Raw genomic sequence first — 22,858 nt, forward strand, 5'->3', positions numbered from 1 at the left:
CCGGTTGATGCGCCATTTTGAGAATGAGGGCCTGGGCCAGCAACCTCCAAAGCCGCTGCCGGCAGTCACAGGCCCACACCTTCTCGCCTGCTTCCGAGGCAGCTCGTCACCGTCCTCGGACATGTCTTGCAAGTCTGCAGCGCTGGGCAAGATCCGGATCCGCCATGGCAGGATGCACTCTCGCAGGCACCTGTCATCTTGCTCATGGATAGGGGCAGGCCCATGCAATGGGCCAAGCAACGCATGGGCGCCTGCCAGCCATGCACCATGGCTTTCCGCCAGATGCCGACAGCGTCACGATGCCCGCTCCAGACCGGACCATAGGCCCCAGAGGCGCTGCGCAGGGCAACACTGCCAGGGTGTGCTGCCGCTCAGATGGAACAGGCAGCGGGCTAGGCCGTCAAAGCAACTTGCCACGCGTCATAGCCATAGACCCAGTCGGCATTGCCTCCGGCACGCAGCCAGTTATTGCCCCGCGAGCCGATCTGGATCTGACTGGTGCGCTGCTTGCGCATGGCCTCGTAGTTCTGCAAGGCTTGCGCAACGCCTTCGGAACCCTGCACTGCATCAAGATTGCGGGCCAGCACCACGGCATCTTCGATCGCCATGCCGGCACCCTGGGCCATGAACGGCATCATGGGATGGCTGGCATCGCCGAGCAACGATATGCGGCCCTGCGACCAGTGCGGCAGCGGGTCGCGCTCATACAGAGCCGTCTTGAGCACGCTGTCACACGCATCCAGCAAGGCCCGTGCATGTGGATGGAAGCCTGCATAAAAGCCGCGCAGTTCGGTCACGCTGCCCTCGGTGGTCCAGGATTCCTCATGCCAGGATTCCTGCGCCGTGGTGGCGAAGATGAAGGTGTCGCGGCCCTGATTGAGCGGAAAGGTCACGATCTGGCTGTCAGGAGTCGGTCCCCACCATTTGGTGAAGGCACCGATATCGGGAACATGGCGCACGCGCTCGGTTGGCACCACGGTGCGAAACGCCACCACACCGGTAAAGCGCGGGCTCTCTGCGCCAAACAGGGATGTGCGCACCACCGAATGAATTCCGTCCGAGCCTATCAGCGCGTCCAGTCCGTCGACTCGCGCGCGGTCGGAAAATTCCACAGCAACACCGGCATCGGTTTGCACAATCCGGTTGACGTGTTTGGAGAACTTCACCTGCTCATGGGGAAAGGCATCGGCCAGCGCAGCCAGCAGGTCGGCGCGATGGATGGTGAGTTGGGGCGCACCGTATTGACGCTCGGCCTCATTGCCCATGGTCAGGCGCGATGTTTCCTCGCCGTTGTCCCAGGTGCGGCTGATACGGTGCGTTGGACGGGCAGCCGAAGCCCGTACGGCAGCCGCAATGCCGTCGCCCAGTCCGTCTAGCGCGCGTACAGCATTGGGCGTCAGATTGATGTCGGCGCCCACGCGCAGGTATTGCCGGCTCTGCTCGAACACCGTCACCTCGTGTCCGTTGCGGTGCAGCGCGTTGGCGGCGGCCAGGCCACCAATGCCGCCTCCCACAATGCCTATTTTCAATCGTGTCTTGGACATGTTTGCTCCTTGATATGGGTATGGTTTGCGCGTTCCGGGCTGCGCTGGTCGCCCGCTTCCGGTGCCAGCCAGTGTCGACAAGGCCGCTTGTCACGTGAAGCGCAAAGCATCCATAAAATGGCACAAATCGTCCGGAATCCTCCATGAAACAAAGTAGCGACCATTTAAGCGACGTGCTGGCCATCTGCCGAGCCGAGCGCGCAGTGACGGCCAGCTTTTCATTGGGTGAGCCTTGGGCGCTCGCGTCTGAAGGAGTGCCAGGGACCATGATCCGCGTCGCCCAGGGGCAGCCGTATTGGCTGCAAGTACAGGGCCAGTCACCGTTGCAGGTCTTGCCTGGCGATCTGGTGGTGCTGCCGCAGGGCAGTCCGCACGTAATTGCGTCGGACCTCGCGCTGGCTCCGGTTCCGTTCGCACGCATGATCGAACGCTTTGCCCAGGGTCCAAAGGACGAGAATCCTCTGACGTTCGAGCATGGCGGAGGTGGGGACCAGACCCGCATCGATTCGGTGCTGCTCTGGATATCGGCCTACTGCCGGCACACCATATTGACTCTGCTGCCGCCGCTGCTGCACATACCTGCAGCGCAGGCCGCACCGCCGGCCATGCTGGGCAGCATGCTGCAGACTCTGATAGAGGACTCGCTGGCGCGACGCGCTGGCTGGCGTTTGGCAGCCGCGCGCTTGGGTGAGCTGGTCCTGATCCACTTGCTCAGCAACCATTTCGCCGCACAGCAGCAGCGTGGTCAAGGCTGGGTGCGCGGCCTGGCTGATGTACAGATTGCCAGGGCCATGGCCGCCATCCATGGTCGCCCCAGCCATGGGTGGACTTTGCAGGCCCTGGCCAGGGAGGCGGCCATGTCGCGCTCGCTCTTTGCCGAAAAGTTCAAGACGCTGGTTGGAGAGTCGCCCATGGCCTATCTGCAGCAGCAGCGCATGGCACATGCCGCCCAGCAACTGGAATCGGGTTTGCCGCTGGCCCAGATCGCCGAGGATTGCGGCTACGAGTCAGAGCGCGTTTTTGCTCGCGCCTTCAAGCGCTGGTGCGGTCTGCCGCCGCGCGCCTATCAGCGCAACACCAAGGCGCTCAGAAACGAATTCGCTGCGCTGAAATGAGGTTCTCCAGCCGCTTGCGTGCGGCACCTCAATCAAGCGCAGTCTGCCTCGCCAACTGCCCTCGCAAACTGAAGAGCAGGTGCCCTTGACACCTTCGCCTCGGATTTCATAGTGGCGGCTGGACATTGTTCGCATTGCCTGTCTGTTCAATAACGATAGGTGGCAGTCAGCAGGAAGTTGCGGCGTTCGCCGTAGAAGCAGTCGCCGCGCGACAGGCATTGGGTGATCACCACCTTGTCGCCGATATTGTTCGCATGCAGGGCAAGGCGCCAGTCGCCAGCGTCATACGCCACCATCGCGTCTGCCAGCAGGGATGATGGCGTGTCAATGGCAGAAGTGCCGCTCCACTGCGGTCCGAGATAGCGCACGCCCGCGCCAACGCTCCAGCCGCCGCGGCCCTGGGCCGCAAAGCGGTGCATGAGCCAGCTCGATGCCATATGGCGTGATACCGCGGCCACGCGCTGCCCCTGATCACCAGCGTTGCTGCGGCTGATCTTTGCGTCGGTATAGGCGTAGGCCAGTGTCCAGTCCCAGTTTCTGGCCAGGCTGGCGATCAGCTCGGCTTCAAAGCCCTGGGTTTTGACCTCGCCCAGCTGCAGGCTGTTGAGAGGGTTGGCAGGGTCATTGGTCTTGCGATTCTGTTCACGCAGGCCGTATACCGCGGCATAGCCAGAGATGCCTTTGCCCTCGGGAATCCATTTCACACCGGCTTCCAGCTGCTTGCCGCGTTGGGGCTTGAACGGCGTGCCGTAGAAGTCCACACCGCCCAGTGGCTGGAAGGATTCCGTATAGCTGACATACGGTGCCCAGCCGCCGCCGGCCTGGTAGGTCACGCCCAGGCGCTTGGTGGTGGCAGAGTCGTCGGCAGCCGCTGCCGGGCGACCTTCGGTCTCGGTTTTGGCCTTGTCGTGACGCAGGCCCACCGTCGCGGTCCAGGGGCCCCAGCGCAACTGATCTTGCAGATAGAAGCCGAGCTGGCGCTGTGCCACGTTGGGCGCACGTACCAGCTGGGAGGCCGAGGGCGGCGTGAACGTGCCATACACGGGGTTGTAGACATCCAGGGCTGTGCCTGGTCCGCGCCAGTTGGACTGGTTGCTGGTGTTGCGCTGCCAGTCCATGCCGGCCAGCAACTGGTGTTGCACCTCACCGGTCTGCAGCAGGCCTTCGAGCTGCGTGTCGACCAGCAGCATGCGTCCGCCGTTGATCTGCCATACGGCATCGCGCTGTACGGTGCGGCCATTGGCGTCAAACACCGGACGTGCAGGGCGGCCGGTGGCTGCATTGGCTGCAAAGCTGGTGTAGAGCGTACGGTAGTCCACCTCGCTGATGGTGCGGCGCAGGTTCTGGCGCAGTGTCCATTGCGAGTTCAGGCGGTGGCTGAACAGATAGCCAAAGGATTTGTTTTCGGAGTCGTACTTGTCCCAGCCTGGTTCGCTGATAAAGGTGCGGGTAGGAATCTGTCCGTAGGGGCTGGGCAGGCGCGTGCCCTGCCAGGGAAAGAACTGGGTGATGGAGCCGCTTCTGTCCTTCTGGTACAGGGCTTGCAGCGTCAGCGAAGTATCGGTGCTGGGACGATAGGTCAGGGAGGGCGCAATCACCACGCGGTCGTCCTTGACATGATCGACCTGGGTGTTGCTGTCGCGGCCCACGGCCACCAGGCGATACAGCCACTTGCCTTCCTCGTCCATGGCGCCGGTCATGTCGCTGGCAATCTGCTTGCGGCCGTGGCTGCCCAGCTGTATCTGCACCTCACGCATGCGCTCGGCCTGGGGGCGTTTGCTGGTCAGGTTGAGCACACCGCCCACGCTGCCCTGGCCGTAGAGCACGGAGGAGGGGCCGCGCAGGAATTCCACGCGCTCCAGCGTGTAGGGCTCGACCTTGATGTTGTTGTAGGTGCCGTAAGTGCGTAGCAGCCCGTCCTGGTACTGACTGACATCACCGCCGCGGGCCTTGAAAGAGTCCACGCGGTTGTCGAAATAGCTGGAGTTGATGCCCGCTGTGTAGCGCGTGGTTTCGCGCAGGGTGGTCACGCCCTGGGCTTCGAACTGGTCGCGCGTGACCACGCTGATCGATTGGGGCGTTTCGATCAGGGGCGTATCTGTCTTGGTGGCCGAAATCGCCCGCCGTGCGACAAAGCCGGTGACCGGGCCTGTGGCGGTTTCGCCGGCCAGGCTGTCTTGCACGGTAACGGGGGCCAGCATGACTTCGGCACTGCCGTCTGCGCTGGGTGCGGGAAGCGAGGTCTGTGCCTGAGAGCCCAGGCTCAGGCAGGCCAGGGCGCTGAGCAAGGTCAGCGATGCTCGGCTGGGGACGCCGGGGAATGGGTGGTTCATGGTGCTGTTGTCAAATAGATGGTCACGGACAATGACCACCAGGGGTGGTCGGAGCGGTTGCTGGAGTGAACGGGAGGCTCTGCGTCAGGGCTTGACGGCGGACGGCAGGGCGGGGGAAGGCATGCCGTCCTTGACGCTGAAGCTCAACGTGGTCACATAGCTGGCCTCGCCATAACTCTTGCCTTGCGCCTCGCCGCCTTGCTTGTCGCTGTGATGCACTTCGGCCACGTACAGGCCCTTCCAGGGCAGGGCAAAGTTGACCCGGCCTTGCTCGTCGCTTTGCGCCTCGCGCGACCAGCCCGAGGGGGCGACGATTTGCACTTTGGCCTTGGGCAGTGCCAGACCGTTGAAGCTCACCATGAATTGGCCCGGCTGGCCCGTGGGCACCAAATCCAGGGCCTGGGCATTGACGGCCACGGCCTGTGCCGGCGTTGCCACCCAGCGGGCCGCAGGTACCCACAGCAAGGCTGGCTCATTGCGCTTGCTGCGGTCGATCAAGGGATAGGCGGCGCTGGCAAAAAGGGTTTGGGCCTGGCTTGCCGCGTTGTAGCTGAAGCCCGTGGCGTTTCGCTGGCCGCTTAGTTGTTGCGTGCCGCCGGCTGTTTGCTGGGCCAGCGTGGGCGTGGCCAGGAATTTGTCCAGCGCCCCAGGCGAGGTCTCGCGCAGGTTGTCATTGAACTCACCAAAGAACAACTGGGCCTGGCCGCCATCGTTTTCCAGCCAGACTTGATGAGCTTGGGCTGTGCCCAGGCTGGCAAGCAGCAGAGTGGCGAGAGCACTGGGATGATAAAAACTGCGCACGAAAATCTCCTTGGATGCTGGATAGGTGAATGAATTGCTCTGAGCGAGTGAAGGTCTTCTGCCCGATATCCGGACTCAAGCGCCGGCCCGGACTCCAAGAAAAGAGAGCCTGTTGATCTCTTGTATGGCCCTGTGCTCTTTCCTCGCACCTCTTGTTCAATCGATTGGCTACGGCCAGCCATGCAAGTGCCGTAGCGGTTGGTGCATCGCGATGCGCATGCAATGTCCTTGCCCGGTCATGATCGGGATTTCTTTCGCATCAATAGCTGCTTGGGTTCAGTCATTGATGCTCAGCGGCTCTCTGATTCGTGACCCCTGCGGGTTCTGAGTGCAGTCCGTCAAGGGCCGAGGCGGTCGAAGGTAAAAACCAGTACTCCCAGTGCCAGTGCCATCAAGCCAAGCAGGGGCAGGCGCTGCGCCTGCCAGGTCGCCATGCTGGTGGCAGCCAGAGCCGCCAGGCAAAGAGCGGCCGTCCACACCGTGGCCGACATGGCTGCGGTGGTTGCGCCCGCAAAGCCCAGAGCAATGCCCAGTGACAAGGCCAGCAGGATCCAGCCGGCTTGGAACAGGCGCTGGCGGCGCAGTACTGCGGCGGGAGCGTCACTCTCGACACCCGGCCAAGCGTCTTCATGATGTCGGTCCATGGCCAGGGCAAGAGCCGTCCAGGCGGCAAAGCACAACAGAAAGTCGAGCAGCATTGCTATGCCTCCTGCGCAGTGTTGTCGCCAGGGATCCGCTGGGAGCCGGGCTTTCGTCCGGGGGCAGCCGCGGCCTTGACGTGGGCTGCATGTCTGGCTGCGGGCTGGGGCCTGTGTTTCAGCAGATGCCGGGTGAGGGCGGCAAGCATCAGCCCCGTGGCCGCAAAACTCAGGTCCATGCCGGCCCAGCTCCAGTCCATGGCCGGCAGGCTGATGCCCAGATGAGTTGAAGTGGTCAAGGCATTGACCAAAGGCAATAGCAGGTATGCGGTGGCGGCCATACCCAGCACCAGCGCCCATCCTTCGCGCACGGGCCGGATCAGACCCAGCAGCAAGGCCAGCGCCCAGGTGCCGAAGAAGCAGGACAGTTCGGCATCGGGGCGGCCTGGCATCTCCAATGGCAGCAGCCGGTTGGCCAACAGATAGGCCGCGATCGCCAGCGGCAGGCCGCCCATGAGGCCGATATTGAAACTTGCCACCAGCCGTTCTCCAAAGGGCAGGGGAGCGGCAGGTGTCTTGCGCAGCGCCTGGGCGCGGCGCTTGACCGACCACAGTATCAGGCCCGAGGCAATCATCAGCGAACCCATGACGCCAAAGCCAAACAGCACCCAGCGCATCCCGATATCGGCGAAGCGCCCCAGATGCAGGCCATAGAGCACGCCATAGGTTTTGACGGCCGGGCTTTGCGGATCGACCTGGGTTTGCAGCTGGCCGGTGCTGCCATCGAAACGCAGCCGCGCTGGTCCGTATTGCAGCCTGTCGCCGTCGTGGCGGGTGATCTCCACCACAGGGCCCTGGCTGTCGCTGCGCACGGCGATGCTGCCGACACGACCGCCACGCCACAGCTGACTGGCCTGGTTCAGCATGGGGGGCAGATCCAGCATAGGCAGGGGTTCGGCCTGCGCGTTGCTGCCACGCCTGGCGCTTCGCGCGCCGGGAGCATCGCCCTGCAGTTCGGAAAAATAGCTTTGAGTGTCCGTTCCTTTCGCGCCAGGGTAGACGGCAGCGATGCCGGCCGGCATATACAGGGCGTGAAAAATCATCAGACCGCTGAAGGTGATCATCAGATAGAACGGCAACACCAGTACCCCCGAGACGTTGTGTGCGTCCAGCCAGGCGCGCTGCCCGCCCTTGCGCGGGCGAAAGGTGAAGAAGTCCTTGAAGATGCGGCGATGTGTGACCACGCCGGTCAGCAAGGCGATGAACATCATCAGCGTCGCCACGCCCACCACCCAGCGGCCCTGAATCGTCCAGCGGCCCTTGTGAGCGGTGCGAAGCTCGAAATGAAAGCGGTAGAAAAATTCTCCGCCGGCGGTCTCGCGGGCTTGCAGTGTCGCGCCGGTTTGCGGGTGCAGCAGCAAAGTCTCGAAGCGGCTGTTGGGCTTGTCGCGCCACAGCACATTGACGGCCGGCGTACGTTCATCGGGCAGACGCATGATGAAGTTGCTGACGCCTGGCGCGTGCCTGTGCAGCGCAGCCTGCGCACGTTGCGCAACATCACTGTCGGGTAGTGGCAGGCCATGAAGTTCGGGCCGCATCCACAAATTGAATTCGTTCTTGAAGAAGCTCAGCGTGCCGGTGACGAAGATCGCAAACAGAAGCCAGCCCAGAATCAGCCCCGACCATGTATGCAGCCAGGACATGGCCTGGCGGAAACCCTCTTGTTCGGGCTGGCGCGTGGTTCTGGCGCTTGTCTTGGTTTGAGGGTGAGGGGGGGTCATGCTTCCACTCCCAACCACAATGGCCCATACAGCGCTGCGCTTAGGGCTAGGGCAGGAAGGAGTACACCGGCCCAGGCAAGCCAAGCCGTGCGTGCATAAAAGGCCCAGGCGATCGCCATGGCATAGATCAGCCAGGACAGCAAGGTGGCTGTCATTACCGCCTCCACGCGGCTCATCAAGGAACTCAGCAGCAGACTCAGGGCAGCAGTACTGACTGCGGCCAGCGCATAGCCTCCAAGGACGGCAGCCAAACTGCGCGAGGCAACCGCAAGGCGGTAGTGAATAAGGGGCGATGTGGCTTTCATACCGCCTCCTGATGCGCTGGAGCTGGGCGGCAAGGATTGCCGCAGACAGGAGCTGCAACGACAAAGCGCGGGTGAATCACCCTTGGCGAGGAAAAGCAGGTATACGGAGAGCTCAGCATGACAGACAACCAAACGATGCAGTCGATTCGCTGGCTGGCTTGTGTCAAGAAATCATGCTGGCATGCGAAGAAATGTAAAGCCGATTATAGATATTGTTGAGAATGATTTTCATTCATTCCTGTTCGGCTTGCAAAAAAAAGCATCATCAGCTCTTTCGACCATCGGAGCATTGCCAGCATCAGCTGATGCCTCAAGACCTCCATGTAGCTCTGGCAGATTCATCGCCAAGGGCCAGGTCGGCATTCCCTTGAGCCATACATGGATAAGCATGGCATGTGTTTCAAATGAATACAATTGAGAATGATTCTCAGTAATTAAATTTGAACCGTACGGAAATCATGAGTCATGGTTGGTGTGCAAGCTAGTTCCTCTTCTCTTTTACACACGCTTTATTGCGACCACCATGGATGGCTGGTGAACTGGCTGAGGCGGCGAGTGCATTGTGTGCAGGATGCGTCGGATCTGGCGCAGGATACCTATATGCGCCTGCTCAGGCAGTGCCCGGAGGAGTTGCAGGAGCCGCGGGCCTTTCTCGCCACGGTGGCACGCAGCGTGCTGATCGATCATTGCCGGCGCATGTCTCTGGAGAGGGCCTATCTTGAAACCTTGGCCCAGATGCCAGAGCCCGTATGTCCTTCGCCTGAAGAGCGGGCCATTGTGCTGCAGGCATTGGAGCAGATTGATCGCATGCTGGACGGGCTGGGCGCCCGCGCGCGCAGTGCCTTTTTGCTGGCGCAGCTCGATGGGCTGACGTACAAGGAAGTAGCAGCGCGTCTGGGTGTTTCCCTGAGCTCGGTCGAAAAATACATGGCAGCTGCCTTTGCACACTGCTACCGCATCGTTTACCTGGATGCAGCGGCATGAGCGCAGGCCCGAACGAGCCGTCGCCGGAGGTGGTCCAGAAGGCCATTGCATGGCTGGTGCGTCTTCAGGCCGGCAGTGCATCTGCGGCCGTCTGGGATGAATGTCGGCTTTGGAGAGAGGCCGCGCCCGAGCATGCCCTTGCCTGGGAGCGGCTGCAGGGGATTCAGAGCCGCTTCGCGGCCATGCCCCCAGTACCGTCCGCTCTGGCGCAACAGACCCTGGATGGCGCGAGCAAGCACATGGGCCGTCGCAAGGCTATGGGCCTGCTGGCCATTGCGATGGGTACCGGATGCACCGTGCTGGTGGCGAATCGGCAATGGGGCGAGACCGCCTTGCTGGCCGATCTGCGTACCGGAGTCGGTGAAGTGCGTCGCTTGGTACTGGCCGACGGCTCGGTCATGTTGATGGACACTTCGACGGCCGTGAACCTGCGCTTCGATGAGGCCGAGAGACGCCTGGTTCTGATCAAGGGGCGTATCGCGCTGACCTCGGGGGCCGACAGCGAAGCGCAGCGTTATCGTCCTTTGTTCGTGCAGACGCCACACGGCCAGGTGCGAGCGCTTGGAACCCGCTTTCAGACGCAGGTGCAGGAGGATGGAACCCAGGTGCAGGTGTTGAGCGATGCCGTCGAGCTCAGACCTCAAGCGGCTTCGCAAGTCCAGCTTTTGCGTCAGGGCGAGCAGGCCTGGTTCGACGCCTTGGGAGTTCATGAGCTGAAGGCCGGCGACGGTGATGGCGACGCGTGGACGGATGGGCTGCTGGTGGCCCGAAGCATGCCGCTGTCGGTCCTCGTGGCGCAGCTCGGTCGATACCGGGCCGGGTATCTGGCTTGCGACGAGCGTGTGGCGCAACTGCCTATCTCCGGAGTGTTCAGTCTGAGGGACACCGAGCGCAGCCTGGATCTGCTGCAGAAAACATGGCCCCTGGAGTTGCGCCGACGCACGCGTTACTGGGTCACGCTGGTGCCGCGCGGCTGAAGCTTCCTGGCTGGTCGCACAAGGCACAAAAAAAATTTCAAAAAAGACATTACGGGTTTGGCGAGCTGCTTCGTCCTTGTTAACAGTAGCGCCGTGAAAAAGACCTCCATCTGGCGGGTCTGACGCGGCGGCTTTCAGAAAGGACTTATCCATGCTCCCCCGTCGCCTGCCACGCATGCGTGCACCAGCTCCTGGGCATCCCGCCGCACTTGCCCTGACCGCTGCCGCAGTCAGCCTTGCCTGGGGCACGCTGGCGCCGGTGGCTGCACATGCGCAGATCGCGTCCCAGGTGAGCAACCAGGCGTTGCGCTCGTATTCGATTCCCGCAGCTCCGGTGGAAGCGGTGCTGAATCAACTGGCCCGTGAGGCTCAGGTCATGATCGCGTTTGATCCGGCCCTGGTGCAAGGCAAGCAGAGCCGAGGATTCAAGGGCATGGCAACGGTTCAAGGTGCGCTGGATTCGCTGCTGGAGGATCATCCGCTGCAAGCGCAAAGCGAAGGGCCGGGCGCATGGCGTGTTCGGCCGGCAGTTGCCCGTTCCCAGAAAGCGGCGCAAGGCGCACGGGCCGGTGTGCAGGAGCGCAACCTGGACGAGGTGCTGGTCGTCGCGAAAAAGGACGCGCGCCAGCAGGTGTTCGAGACGGCTGCCTCGGTGGCCGTGGTCACGCGCGAGGAGATCGACCGTTTGCCACCGCGCAACACTGCGGATGTTCTTGCTGAGGTGCCGGGTGTCTACACCTCGCAGAGCCGCAGGGATCCTGGAGTGTCGGTGAATATTCGCGGCATGCAGGATTTTGGCCGGGTCAACGTGATGATCGACGGCACGCGCCAGAACTACCAGCAAAGCGGGCATGGCTCCAACGGCTCGGTGTATCTCGATCCGGAAATGCTGGGCGGTGTGGATATCTCCAAAGGACCGACCTCCACGGTGGGCGGCGCAGGGATGATTGCGGGGGTTGTCAACTTCCGCACGCTCGAAGCAGACGACCTGATAAAGGACGGCAGCACCCGCGGCGCCCGGCTGAATCTTTCGAGTGGCAACAACGGCTATCACTTTGCCGGCAGTGCGGCTCTGGGCCTCAAGCCCCGTGAGGATCTCGATCTGGTGATGTTGGTCAGTCGCAAGAAAGTCGGTGAATTTGAAAAGGGCCGCCGCGGATTCATGACCGACGATGTGGATGGTCAGGTGCATGGCGTGAGCCAGCTGACCTCTCAGGATCAGACTTCGGTATTGCTCAAGAGCACCTGGCGTTTCGCGCCTGAACAGCAGCTCAAGTTCAGCTATATCGGCATGGATGCGAAGTTCGGCGAGAAGCCGCAGTCGGCCAGTGGCGGGGGCATTCTCAACCATGTTCGCACCGACACCTTGCTGGCCAACTACGCGTGGAACCCGTCCGCAAGCGCTCTGGTGGATCTCAAGTCCAGTCTCTACTACACCCGTACCCGCAATCAGGCGCATCGCTATGCGGGCGGCACGCTGGATCCCTATGCCTATGACCTGCAGTACCAGACCAGTACCGTGGGGGGGACGCTGGAGAACACCTCCCGCCTTCAGTGGGGAGCCAGGGATGCCGCGCTGGTCAAGACCGGAGCGGAGTTCTTCCACGACTGGACCGACCCACAGGCACAAGCGCTCTCAGTGGGGGCGGATGCCGGCACGACGGCGCTGTATGCGGGCTCGACCCCGAAAGGCAAGCGCACCGTTGCCAGCCTGTTCGGCGAACTCAACTGGATGCACAGCGACTGGCTGGAACTCACGGGGGGCCTGCGCTATGACTGGTACGGCATGCAGGGGGACGGACGCATGCGCGTCGGCTCGCTCATCAACCCGCCAGGCGTGCGCCCCCCGTCGACGGCGCTGTACACCCGCTTCAAGGCCGATCGCAACGATGGCGCTTTCGCACCCCGCCTGGCGCTGGCCGTCAAACCGGTGGAGCCCATACAGCTGTTTGCCAGCGTGGGCCGGGGCATGCGTCCACCGGCACTGACGGAGGCGCTGATGTGGGGCCAGCATACGGGTAGTCTCTTTCCCTACTACCCCAACCCGGATCTGCGCGCAGAGCGTTCGCGCAACTGGGAGGTCGGCGCCAACGGCCTGTTTGACGATGTGCTGAGAAAGGGCGACAAGCTGCGAGTGAAAGCGGCCTGGTTCAACAACAAGGTCAACGATTATGTGACGCTCGCGCGCATCATGTCGCCCATCGATACCGCTGGGGGCGGCCTGCTGGGGCCCTATGCCTACGTGAATCTGCAGGACCCTTTTCGCAGCAAGGGCCTGGAGCTGCAGGGCGACTATGACAACGGCCGGGTCTTCGGCAGCCTCAACTACACCCACATGCTCGTCAATACCGGCAAGGGCGGTTATGACTCCTTCCCTCTGGGCAGTCTGACGGGCTACCCCAACAACAATCTGGGCCAGTCGGGCGACGCCAACATCTGGTATGTGCTGCCGCCCAGAAAGACTGCCAGCCTGAGCGCCGGTGTGCGTCTGCTCGACAAGAAGCTGACGCTGGGGGGGCGCATGCGCTTTCAGTCTCCCAGCACCAACAGCAGCGTCTGGACCACGCAGGGCGAGCGCTACAACCAGAAATCCTGGCGTCTGTTCGACCTCTGGGCAAGCTACGAAATCACTCCCAACGCCACCTTGCGTGTGTCCATCAACAACCTGCGCGACCTGAATTACTCGGAGATGCAGGGCGGCAGCTATTTCATCGGCCCTGGTCGTACCGCCATCGCCACCCTGTCCATCCAGTTCTGAGTTTCGGCCCGGGCCTGCGCCTTGCCGTCGTTTCCATCCATCTGTCCGTCTTTTCCCAAAGGTCCATGTGATGTCCTTTTCCGCTCTTCATGGCTGGCCGCAGCATTGGCCCGCCGCAGCCTGCATCGCCGTGGCGCTTTGTGCCGCCATGCCGTCCGTCGCGCAGACCAAGGTCAGCGATGCCCGGTTGACCATGCTCACCTCCTTGCGGCCCGCCGGCGACGACGTCACCACGCCCGACGGAACGATTGGCTGGCCCGGTGCCCGTTACCCCACCTCGCCGCCTCTGTATGCGGTACGCCCAGGTTCGAGTGCCGGCTATTTGTTTGGCGGTTTCAACGGCGGCGGGCCATCGGTCCTGTCCTCGCAGATGTATACCGCGTTCGGCATGTACACCATGCGAGCCGGGGTCTCAGTCTATGAGCGCGTAGCCTATAACCCGGCCAATGATCTGCATGGTCGCATCTCGGGCACGCCGGTGCGCGCATCCGATGGCAGTCTGTACGCGGTGATGACGACTATCAACGGCCAAAAGAATGCGGGCAAGAACCAGTCCAGCGATATTTCCTATTCGCCTGCCGTGGGCCTGGGCGTCATTGTCCGTACCGACTATGACGGAGCCAATTCCGCCTTGGTGCAGGGTACGCGCGGTCAGCTGTATTCGCCCAATGGCGCGCTGGTCATCGATGCGCGGGATAACCTCTATGGCATCGACAAGGGGCCCAAGGGACAGGGGCGGATTTTCAAGCTCCATATCGCCTCCGGCAAGGTAAGCACGCTGCATGAATTTGCCGCCGGGCCTTCGGGCATGCGCCAGACGGCAAACGACCTGATTCTGGGCAAGGACGGCGTGCTGTATGGCGTGACCGCATACAACCGCGGACTGCCGCTGGCACCGTCGACGCCGACCGCAGCGACCACGCCCACGGGAACGCTCTACCGCATCAATGCAGCTGACGGCTCGGGTTTTGCCGTGCTGCACACCTTCACGCTTGCCGAAGGTGAAATCAACATCCATGACAACGCCAACAGCGAAGGCTTTGTGCTGTATCCCAGCGGCATTCCTTACGAAGCGGGGGTGACGGCGGGCGGCGACGTGACCAATCGGACCATGGGCTCAGGTCAGGAGCACAGCCTGTCGTCGCTGATTGATGGTGGTGACGGCTATCTCTACGGGGGGACTTCGGTCGGCGACTGCTATGTGCATGCCAACAGCAGCATCACCGGTACCTGGATCAAGAGTATCTCGCGCGACAACCCGTCCTGCGGCTCGCGCAAATGGGCGCCTAGCACCACCCTGAGCTACATCAAGGATTTGCCCTATTACGACGGACCCAAGCCCTATGGCGCGCTGTATCGCATTGCCAAGGCGGGCGGGCCGCTGCAGATACTGCATACCTTCAGCAATGCCGATGGCGCCACGCCGCGCGGCCCCATGGCTTTGGGGGCCGATGGTGCCATCTACGGCACGACCATGTCCGGTGGCGGCAATCTGTGCGCGCCGTCCAGCGCGGCGGCCAATTCCGAAGTCGGCTGCGGCGCGGTCTATCGCATACGGCCGGCAAGCATTGTGGTGAATGGCGAAGGTCAGGTAACGCAGAGCGGTTTCGAGCTGGTGCACTCCTTCTCCGGTAGTGACGGGCGCAAGCCCGTAGGCTTGCGCACTGGCTCCGACGGCCGTCTGTATGGCGTGACGGCCATGGGCGGCCACTATCTGAACAGTGCGGGCCTGACCGTGGCCACCGATTTCGGCACCGTTTTCCAGCTCGCGGTGGATTCGGCCGAAACCCCGCGTGCCGATGCCAGTCTGGTGGCTAGCGCCGGTGAGATCAAGGCCGGTGAAACCGTCTCATTGACCTGGATCACCAATAACGCCAAGCAATGTTCTGCGGCATCGACAGCAGGCGACTGGGTGGGCTCCGTGGCCACACAGGGCAGCGTCGAGCTACGTCCGGCCCGGGGCACCTATCGCTACACCCTGACCTGTGATGTGGCAGGCGGTACAGCAGGTGCCCAGGTTTCTGCTGCCGCCGTGGTTTATGTCAGCACCCCGGCAACCGCCGAAGACGGCAATCAGGTGTCCTACGGCAATGGCGGCGGCGGGCCTTTGGCTTTGTGGCTTTTGGCTCCCTTGGCGGGCTTGGCGGTCTACCGCCGCCGCACACAGCGCTGCGTGGCACGCAACTCCCAGGCGCTCGGTTGAGCGTGTCCTTTTCTCATCGTTTTTTACACCAGGAAAGTCAATGGCCATGAATTCAATCCAACCCGCTCTGCGGCGTGTTGCACGTGTCGCAGTTCCCGCTCTGGCACTGGCTCTACCCTTGGCGCATGCCATGGCTCAGACGCTGCCAGCCGCCTTCAAGCCCACGGTGCTGCACAAGTTTGGTGGCGAGAACAAGGGAGGTGCCAAGCCGGCCGTACCACCGGTGCTGGCTGCTGATGGCCGCCTCTATGGCCACACCTTCCTCGGTGCCTCGCCGAGTGCTGGTGCGTTCTGGGGGCAGGGCACGGTTTATGGCCTCGACACCACGGGCGCCAACCACCGCTTCGAACTGCTGGGCAGCATCTACCAAGGGTCGACCCCGCTGGTGCCTACGGCCGATGGTGGCTTTCTTGGCGCTGGCAATGGTGCCGTTCCCCCGGGCGGCAATTTCTGGGAAACCGCAGCCGTAGTCTTCAGTATCAAGGACGGCAAGGCTGTGGCGCTGCCCGCACCCAGCTTCAAGCCGCTGGGAAGCATGGCACTCGACACCGCAGGCAATCTCTACATGGGCTCGGGCGAATCCGCATCGGCTTGCGGCGTGAATACCACAGCCAATATTTTGTGGCGCATGAATGCCGATCGCAGCTACTCCAAAGTAGTGGATTTCTGCCAATACGAGCAGCAGCAAGGCAACAAGCAGTTGCATCCCAAGGGCGGTGCGCCGGTGGCCAGTGTGTGGAGCAGCAAGGACCAGGCCTTGTATGTGCTGACCGGGGTGTCGGCCGATGGCGTGGTGGACAGTACGCTTACCACGGATTACCAGGGGCGCTCGGTGGGAACGCTGGTCAAGTTGAGTAAGGCGGCCATCGAGGAAGGCGTTGCCGGAAAGGGCGCGCTGGATTCGTCCAAGGTCGAACTGCTGCACACCTTTATGCGAGCCCGCGATGGTGAGCCAACGGCCAAGGGTGCGCGTGTGGTGGGCATGGTCGAGGTCGGTGAATGGTTGTACGGCACGACGCAATTCAATGCGCCTACGGCGGGCAATGCAATGGACAACCGTTACGGCGGCACGATCTGGCGCGTGAAGAAATCGGACCCCAAGAGCTTTGCCGTCGTGCACTATTTCCGCGGCGCTGGCACTGTGGGGCTCGATGGCACGGCGCAGGCCGACGGTAGCGCTCCATCCGGTCCGCTGGTTCTGGCCGCAGACGGCAATATCTACGGAACGACGGCCACCGATGGTTCAACCATGAACACGCCCAAAACCGGCCTGGGCACGCCGTATGGCGCGGGAACTCTGTACCGCATCAAGGTTGGAGCCACCGCCGATCACGCGGACGACAGCTACGAAGTCCTGCATCGTTTCGACATGGGCAGCGAAGGCGGAAGCTTGACTGGCCTGAGCGCCGGTGCGGTCGCGGGTGGTGTGCAAAAGCTCTATGGTGCGGCCAACGTCGGTGGTGACGGCCAGCCGGTGACGACGACGGCGACCGCGCCCGGCAATGGCACGATCTTCTCCTTTGACGTACCCCTGCCTACAGCGTCATTCAGCGAAGCGCTGACCGCCTCTGTGGACACGGCTGCTGTGGGATCCTCCATTCACCTGAGCTGGTCCACCACCCAGGCCAGCAGTTGCACGGCCAGCGGTGCCTGGAGCGGTGCTCAGCAGACCAGCGGCAGCAAGGTGCCCGTGGTATTGGCGGTCGAGGGGGAGAACAGCTTCAGCCTGACTTGCAGCAGCCAGAACGACGGCCAGCCCGTGACTAGCAAGGTCACGGTGCAGGGCACCGCAGTCACGCAGCCCGGAACGGGTAGCGGCGGCAGCACAGAGACGGGCAACAGCAGCAATGGCGGCGGCGGCGGAGGTCCTTTGAGCGCCTGGCTGCTGGCGCCGTTGGCGGCACTGGCCTGGGCACGCCGTCGCAGCTTGAAGTCCTCGCCGAACTGAGGCAAAACCTGGAGCAAGGCGACTCCGGGCTGGACCAGCCCGGAGCTGCTCCGACATCGAATTGAAGTCAGGAAACACCATGAATCTGCAAACCAGCCCCTTGAGCGGGGCCCGACTTTCCCAGCGTCTCAAGACGGAGACCGCGCAGCAGCATGAGCGCATGCATGAGCTCATGGAGCAAGGCAATCCATTTGCCGATCGCGGCAGCTATGCGCGCTTTGTCGCTGCCCAATACCTGTTCCAGCGTGACGTGGAGCATCTGTTTCAGGATGCCGCCGTCAAGGCAGCAGTCCCTGACCTGGAAGCGCGCGGGCGTCAGGAGGCTTCGCTGGCGGATCTGGCCGATCTGGGGGCAGAGCTTCCGCAAGGAGCACTGGGCAGCGAGGCCGTAGGCATGCCCGAGGCCCTGGGGTGGCTGTATGTTTCGGAGGGCTCGACCCTGGGCGCAGCCTTTCTGTTCAAGGAAGCCAGGGATCGTCTGGGTTTGTCGGAGACCTTCGGGGCCCGCAATCTGGCGGCCTATCCGCAGGGCCGGGCCTTGGCCTGGCGTGCGTTTGTGGCTTCGCTCGACGCGCCGGAGCTCGGCGATGCAGCAATCCAGGACAAGGTGATTGCCGGTGCCAATGCTGCCTATGACCGCTTTGGCAGCTTGCTGGAGCGCTATTTTCCGCAGCCTGCAGCCATCGATGCCTGAGCACTGCTGCGTACCGTGGTAACTGGAACGCATTGGCGCAGAAGCGGCCGCTCAAGGCCTTCAACGGCCGGCTCGCCATGGCGCTGGGCGATGGCAGGAGGGCTGCTCGGAGGCACGCTGTGCCTGCTGGCCTTTTTTCCCGCACACTGGCTTGCGGCCCAGGTCGCCATGGCGAGTGGCCAGCGCATCGTGCTGCAGGACGCGCGTGGCTCGGTCTGGAAGGGGTCCGCAGTGCTGATGCTGGCGGGCGGAGCGGGCAGCCATGATGCGCAAGCCTTGCCGGGGCGGTTGAGTTGGAGTCTGCATCCGGCACGCAGCAGCGAGGCGCAGGGCCTGAGCCTGCAGGACTGGGGTGTTGGCGTCGCCGTTGAGCATGCTTGCTGTCAGCGACAAGTGGCGCAGCTGCGCTGGCTGCCCTTGAGACGGGTGTTTCAGCTGTCAGGGCTGGACTGGCAACTGCCGGCCCAGCTGCTTGCGGGCCTGGGGACTCCCTGGAACACGCTGGGCCTGGACGGCCAGCTTCAGCTGTCCTCGTCCTTTCTTCAATGGCCCGAGAGCCTGGAGACTGACTCCATGCAGGGGCGTCTGGAGTTGAAGGCCTTGTCGCTGTCTTCCCGGCTCTCCACGTTGCGCCCGCTGGGCAGCTATCGCATGGCACTTGTCGCTCAGCGCGCAGGCGCGGGTCCGGTCTTTGAGCTGCAGACGCTGCAAGGTGCGCTGCAACTGAGCGGAAAAGGCCAGCAGCTTGCGGGCCGGTGGCGCTTTCAAGGACTGGCCGGGGCCGAACCCGGACAGGACGCGGCGCTGGCCAATATATTGAACCTGATAGGAAATCGCGGCGGCGATATCGCATGGAGTATCGTGCGTTCTCCGCCTCCCTGATCCATGACAGAACCATCTTCATCCGCCGACTTCCCGACCCCAAAGCCAGAAGAATTGCATAAGCGCCTTTCCATGCCCCTGCGTTGTCTTTTGATGGTCTTCGCTGTTCTCTGCGTGATATTGGGCCTGATCGGTGCCGTGGTGCCCGGCATGCCTACGACCGTGTTTATCCTGATGGCCGCCTGGGCGGCGGTACGCAGCTCGCCCAGGCTTCACGGCTGGCTGTATGCCCATTCCCTGTTCGGCCCCATGTTGCGCAACTGGGATGATGGCGGGCAGGTAAGCCGTCGCGTCAAATGGATGGCCAGTGCCAGCATGGTGTTCAGCTCTGCGCTGATCTTTCATGTCGCCGAGAACCCGTGGCTGAGCACATCGGCGGTGGCAGTCATGGCCTGCGTGCAGATCTGGCTGTGGCTCAGGCCCGAGCCACAGGCATGAAGTCCGGCCCGGGAGCTCTCTCGCCAAGGCAGTGCGCTTTGCTGATGTGCATGGTGATGGCGCTGCTGCAAGCCATGCCGGCTGCATGGCGAGGACTGCTGCGCTATGAGACAGCGGCACTTGCCGATGGGCAATGGTGGAGGCTGCTGTCGGCTCACTGGGTGCATCTGAGCTGGGCTCACGCCGCAATCAATGCCTGCGGCTTGCTGCTGTGCTGCTCTTTCGCGGATGCAAGCTGGACGGCAAGGCGTCTGCTTGCCTGCATGGGCTCTCTGGCCGTTCTGGTCTCTTTGCTATTGTGGTTCACCTCGCCTCAGGTGAGTGACTATGTCGGCATGTCGGGCCTGCTCTACGGACTGATTGTCTGGATGCTCCTTCCGCAGGCCCTGCTTCACCGGGATCTCGCGGCCGCCACCGTGCTGCTGCTTGTCATGGGCTGGCTGGCCTGGCAGTCCTGGGCCGGCCCCGATCCGCGCGAACAGAGATTGATCGGTGGCTATATCGTCACCCAGGCGCACTGGTTCGGACTTCTGGGTGGAATCCTTGGCGCATTGAACAGCTGCCGCAGCCAGTTGGTTCAGCGATGAACCGCTGCCGCGAACTGTCAGCCGCCGCGATGCGATGCTGGCGACCTTGGCCGATGCCTTGAGCCTGCCGCCAGCATGGGCTGGCTCCCTGGAACGTCTGCGACGGTATCGATTCCGAACAATTGCCAGCATTGGCCTGCAGACTTCGGAGTTGCAACGCACAATGGCATCCTGTGTTTTTTTATCGTCGTGATCATGTCCGATTCCTCTGCGGCTTTGCCAGTCAGTCTGACACCTTCCATGCGCGATGTGCTGCGCCGCATGGAGCGAGCCGCGCGCACTCCCATGTACCAGCTTGGTGCTGAGGCTGCCAAGGCAGCCTATGAAGCTGGCGCCGGCGTACTTGAAATACCCAAGCAGGCCTTGCCACGTGTGGAGGACCTGCAGGTTCCCGCACGCGACGGAGCGAATCTGCCTGCCCGCCTTTATGCACCGGTGGTCCGCGATGACGCCCCCGCTGCGGGCCTGCCTGTGCTGCTGTATCTGCATGGAGGTGGCTTTACGGTAGGCAGTGTGGCCACGCATGACCAGCTTTGCCGTCAGCTCGCGCACCTGGCGGGTTGCATGGTCGTGTCGCTGGACTATCGCCTTGCGCCGCAGTTCCAGTTTCCCGTCGCGCATGACGATGCCTGGGATGCGCTGCAGTGGCTGGCGGCCCATGCGGAGAGCCTGGGGGCGGATGGCAGCCGCATGGCTGTCGGCGGCGACAGCGCCGGCGGTACGCTGGCGGCAGCCTGTGCGATCGAAGCACGCAACACCGGCCTTAAGCTTGCCTTGCAGCTGCTGATCTATCCCGGCACCACGGCGCACCAGGACACTGACTCCCATCGCCGCTTTGCCCATGGATTGGTGCTTGAAGAGCCGTCCATCACCTGGTTTTTCGCGCAATATATTGCCAACCCCCAAGACCGCGAGGATTGGCGCTTCGCGCCCTTGCTGGCGCCCGATGTCGACCATGTCGCACCCGCCTGGATCGGTCTGGCCGAGTGCGACCCTCTGGTGGACGAGGGCGTCGAATATGCTGACAAGCTGCGCATGGCGGGTGTGCCTGTGGATCTGGAAATCTACAAGGGCGTGACCCATGAGTTCGTCAAGATGGGCCGCGTGATTGCCGAGGCGCGTCAGGCGCACCGGGATATGGCGCAGGCCTTGCGCGGTGCGTTTGAATTGAATTGAAACAAGAGTGAGAACCATGAATCGACAGGACTTTCGCAGCTTTACCCGTATCGAGGTGCGCTGGGCCGAGGTGGACGCGCAGAAGATCGTCTTCAACGCCCACTATCTGATGTATGCCGATGTCGCCATCACCAACTACTGGCGTCAGCTGGCCATTCCCTATGAGGCCGGATTTGCATCGCTGGGCGGCGAGTTGTTTGTGAAAAAGGCCAGCACGGTCTATCACGGCTCGGCCACTTTGGGCGATGTGCTGGATGTCGGCATCCGCTGTGTCAAACAGGGCAATACCTCGCTGCAGTTCGAGGCAGGCATCTTCCGAGGCATGGAGCTGCTCAACACCGTGGAGCTGGTCTATGTGTTTGCCGACGCGGCGACGCAGAGCCCCAGGCCCGTGCCCCAGGTCTTGCGGGATCTGCTCACGGCCTATGAAGCTGGACAGGAGGTCGTCTCGCTGCGCTCGGGCAGCTGGAACGATCTGGGGCGCGACGCCGAGCGCCTGCGCCTGGCCGTGTTTGTGCGCGAGCAGGGTGTGCCGCGCGAGATCGAGATCGACGAGTTCGACCCTGTGGCGCGCCATGTGGTCTTGTTCAACGGCCTGAACCAGCCCGTGGCCACAGGCCGGCTGGTCAGCGATGCACCTGGCGTGGCGCGTATCGGGCGCATGGCCGTGGATCGCAGCGTGCGCGGCGGCCGCTGGGGGCGCATGGTGCTAGAGAGCCTGATCGATGCTGCGCGCGAGCGCGGCGACAAGGAAATCGTGCTGCACGCGCAGCGCCATGCCGAAGCCTTCTATCTGCGTGCAGGCTTTACGCCGGTAGGCGAGCCTTATGAAGAGGCCGGCATTCCCCACATCACCATGTGCAGGGTGCTTTGAAACTTCTGTTTTGATGGCTTGCAACGCCTGTTGTGTAAGCGTTCAGGCCTGATTTGATGCTTTGTTCCAAGGAGCGTCCATGGCAAGAATCATGACCGTCCTCAGTCTGATCGGGGTGGCGGCCGCCGCCTATGTGGCTTGTCGCTACGGGGTTTTCTGAGCTCGTTCGGGCGAGGGCCGGGACAGAGGTGACCGAGCGGCTGAAGGTGGGCGCCGCCCGCTGGCAGGAGCGCTCTGCGGCGGCCTGCTTCGCAGGCCTTGCCGCACGCAGGCTCGAGCCCTGTCCTTTCTCACCTGCGTGCTGACGGAATTACTGCAGCTGATCCTTCAGCGCGGTGATGGCCTTCTGGGCGCAGGCTTCGTCCAGATGGCCGCCAGGCGCACCGGCCACGCCAATGGCACCAATGGTTTCATTGCCGATCTTCAGCGGCACGCCGCCGCCCAGCACCAGGAAGCCGGGGATATTCGCCATGCCGGCTGCATCGGGATTGGACTGAATGGCTTTGGCGATGCCGCTGGTGGGGTTGCGCGACGACGCCGAGGTGAAGGCCTTGGCGCGCGAGGCTTCAGCGGTGTGAGGACCGGCACCATCGGCACGCACCATGGCCAGCAGCACGCCCGAGCGGTCCACCACCGAGGCGCTGACGTTATAGCCTTCGGCGCTGCAGGCCGCCACGGTCTGCTGGGCCAGTTGCACGGCGGTGGTGCTGGCAATGCTGCGGGTAGAGGCGGTCGCTGCAAAGGCGGTGCTGGTGCCGGCCATGGCGGCGGCCAGGGTCAGGGTGCCGAGGGCGATGTTGCGCAGGCGTTGGTTCATGTC

19 protein-coding genes are annotated in these 22,858 nt (G+C 62.9%); 12 read left to right on the plus strand and 7 right to left on the minus strand.

What is annotated here, in order from left to right; translation table 11 throughout:
• Window positions 1-392 precede the first annotated feature (392 nt).
• Complete coding sequence (locus P353_RS17070) at window positions 393-1,544, minus strand: FAD-dependent monooxygenase (protein WP_034372041.1); 1,152 nt, start codon at window positions 1,542-1,544, stop codon at window positions 393-395.
• A gap of 143 nt (window positions 1,545-1,687) precedes the next feature.
• Here P353_RS17070 and P353_RS17075 point away from each other — a divergent pair, with 143 nt between their 5' ends.
• The gene (locus P353_RS17075; protein WP_034372044.1) at window positions 1,688-2,659 is read left to right on the plus strand and encodes an AraC family transcriptional regulator; all 972 of its coding nucleotides are present in this window, start codon (window positions 1,688-1,690) and stop codon (window positions 2,657-2,659) included.
• Window positions 2,660-2,805: 146 nt separating this feature from the next.
• Here P353_RS17075 and P353_RS17080 read toward each other — a convergent pair whose 3' ends face one another.
• The 5 genes from P353_RS17080 to P353_RS17100 form a co-directional block, all read right to left on the minus strand.
• The gene (locus tag P353_RS17080; RefSeq protein WP_052084917.1) at window positions 2,806-4,992 is read right to left on the minus strand and encodes a TonB-dependent siderophore receptor; all 2,187 of its coding nucleotides are present in this window, start codon (window positions 4,990-4,992) and stop codon (window positions 2,806-2,808) included.
• Between the two features lie 84 nt (window positions 4,993-5,076).
• A complete protein-coding gene (locus tag P353_RS17085; protein ID WP_034372049.1) occupies window positions 5,077-5,793 on the minus strand; it encodes a TonB-dependent receptor in 717 nt (238 codons plus the stop codon).
• Between the two features lie 338 nt (window positions 5,794-6,131).
• Window positions 6,132-6,491: a DUF3325 domain-containing protein gene (locus P353_RS17090; RefSeq protein WP_034372052.1), complete on the minus strand. Its 360-nt coding sequence runs from the start codon at window positions 6,489-6,491 to the stop codon at window positions 6,132-6,134.
• A gap of 2 nt (window positions 6,492-6,493) precedes the next feature.
• Window positions 6,494-8,212 carry a PepSY-associated TM helix domain-containing protein gene (locus P353_RS17095; RefSeq protein WP_034372055.1) on the minus strand — a complete coding sequence of 573 codons (1,719 nt, stop codon included), beginning with the start codon at window positions 8,210-8,212 and terminating at the stop codon, window positions 6,494-6,496.
• Window positions 8,209-8,517, minus strand: a complete 309-nt coding sequence (locus P353_RS17100; protein ID WP_034372058.1) for a DUF3649 domain-containing protein — start codon at window positions 8,515-8,517, stop codon at window positions 8,209-8,211. The genes P353_RS17095 and P353_RS17100 overlap by 4 nt, the downstream gene beginning before the upstream one ends.
• A 465-nt stretch (window positions 8,518-8,982) precedes the next feature.
• Here P353_RS17100 and P353_RS17105 point away from each other — a divergent pair, with 465 nt between their 5' ends.
• The 11 genes from P353_RS17105 (at window position 8,983) to P353_RS17155 (ending at window position 22,038) form a co-directional block, all read left to right on the plus strand.
• Window positions 8,983-9,501, plus strand: a complete 519-nt coding sequence (locus P353_RS17105) for a sigma-70 family RNA polymerase sigma factor (protein ID WP_029158818.1) — start codon at window positions 8,983-8,985, stop codon at window positions 9,499-9,501.
• Window positions 9,498-10,478: a FecR domain-containing protein gene (locus P353_RS17110; RefSeq protein WP_034372064.1), complete on the plus strand. Its 981-nt coding sequence runs from the start codon at window positions 9,498-9,500 to the stop codon at window positions 10,476-10,478. Before P353_RS17105 ends, P353_RS17110 begins: the two co-directional genes overlap by 4 nt.
• Before the next feature lie 151 nt (window positions 10,479-10,629).
• On the plus strand, window positions 10,630-13,236 hold the full coding sequence (locus P353_RS17115) for a TonB-dependent receptor (protein ID WP_034372067.1): 2,607 nt from the start codon (window positions 10,630-10,632) through the stop codon (window positions 13,234-13,236).
• Window positions 13,237-13,306: 70 nt separating this feature from the next.
• Complete coding sequence (locus tag P353_RS17120) at window positions 13,307-15,439, plus strand: choice-of-anchor tandem repeat GloVer-containing protein (RefSeq protein WP_034372070.1); 2,133 nt, start codon at window positions 13,307-13,309, stop codon at window positions 15,437-15,439.
• A gap of 46 nt (window positions 15,440-15,485) precedes the next feature.
• Entirely contained in the window at window positions 15,486-17,387 is a 1,902-nt protein-coding gene (locus P353_RS17125; RefSeq protein ID WP_034372138.1) for a choice-of-anchor tandem repeat GloVer-containing protein, read from the plus strand.
• Window positions 17,388-17,466: 79 nt separating this feature from the next.
• Window positions 17,467-18,081 (plus strand): biliverdin-producing heme oxygenase, encoded by a 615-nt coding sequence (locus tag P353_RS17130; protein WP_034372075.1) that lies wholly within the window; start codon window positions 17,467-17,469, stop codon window positions 18,079-18,081.
• Between the two features lie 90 nt (window positions 18,082-18,171).
• Window positions 18,172-18,963: a type II secretion system protein N gene (gene gspN / locus P353_RS17135; protein WP_034372078.1), complete on the plus strand. Its 792-nt coding sequence runs from the start codon at window positions 18,172-18,174 to the stop codon at window positions 18,961-18,963.
• A 93-nt stretch (window positions 18,964-19,056) separates the two neighbouring features.
• Entirely contained in the window at window positions 19,057-19,401 is a 345-nt protein-coding gene (locus P353_RS17140) for a YbaN family protein (RefSeq protein ID WP_080750597.1), read from the plus strand.
• Window positions 19,323-19,988 carry a rhombosortase gene (gene rrtA / locus P353_RS17145; RefSeq protein ID WP_232776622.1) on the plus strand — a complete coding sequence of 222 codons (666 nt, stop codon included), beginning with the start codon at window positions 19,323-19,325 and terminating at the stop codon, window positions 19,986-19,988. Before P353_RS17140 ends, rrtA begins: the two co-directional genes overlap by 79 nt.
• Window positions 19,989-20,183: 195 nt before the next feature.
• Window positions 20,184-21,164, plus strand: a complete 981-nt coding sequence (locus P353_RS17150) for an alpha/beta hydrolase (protein WP_034372144.1) — start codon at window positions 20,184-20,186, stop codon at window positions 21,162-21,164.
• A gap of 16 nt (window positions 21,165-21,180) precedes the next feature.
• Complete coding sequence (locus tag P353_RS17155; RefSeq protein WP_034372084.1) at window positions 21,181-22,038, plus strand: GNAT family N-acetyltransferase; 858 nt, start codon at window positions 21,181-21,183, stop codon at window positions 22,036-22,038.
• A gap of 310 nt (window positions 22,039-22,348) precedes the next feature.
• Here the strand turns inward: P353_RS17155 and P353_RS17160 are convergent, their stop codons facing one another.
• The gene (locus P353_RS17160; RefSeq protein ID WP_034372087.1) at window positions 22,349-22,855 is read right to left on the minus strand and encodes a GlcG/HbpS family heme-binding protein; all 507 of its coding nucleotides are present in this window, start codon (window positions 22,853-22,855) and stop codon (window positions 22,349-22,351) included.
• Window positions 22,856-22,858 lie beyond the last annotated feature (3 nt).

Source organism: Comamonas testosteroni, from assembly GCF_000761245.1.
Taxonomy (GTDB): Bacteria; Pseudomonadota; Gammaproteobacteria; order Burkholderiales; family Burkholderiaceae_C; genus Comamonas; species Comamonas testosteroni_C.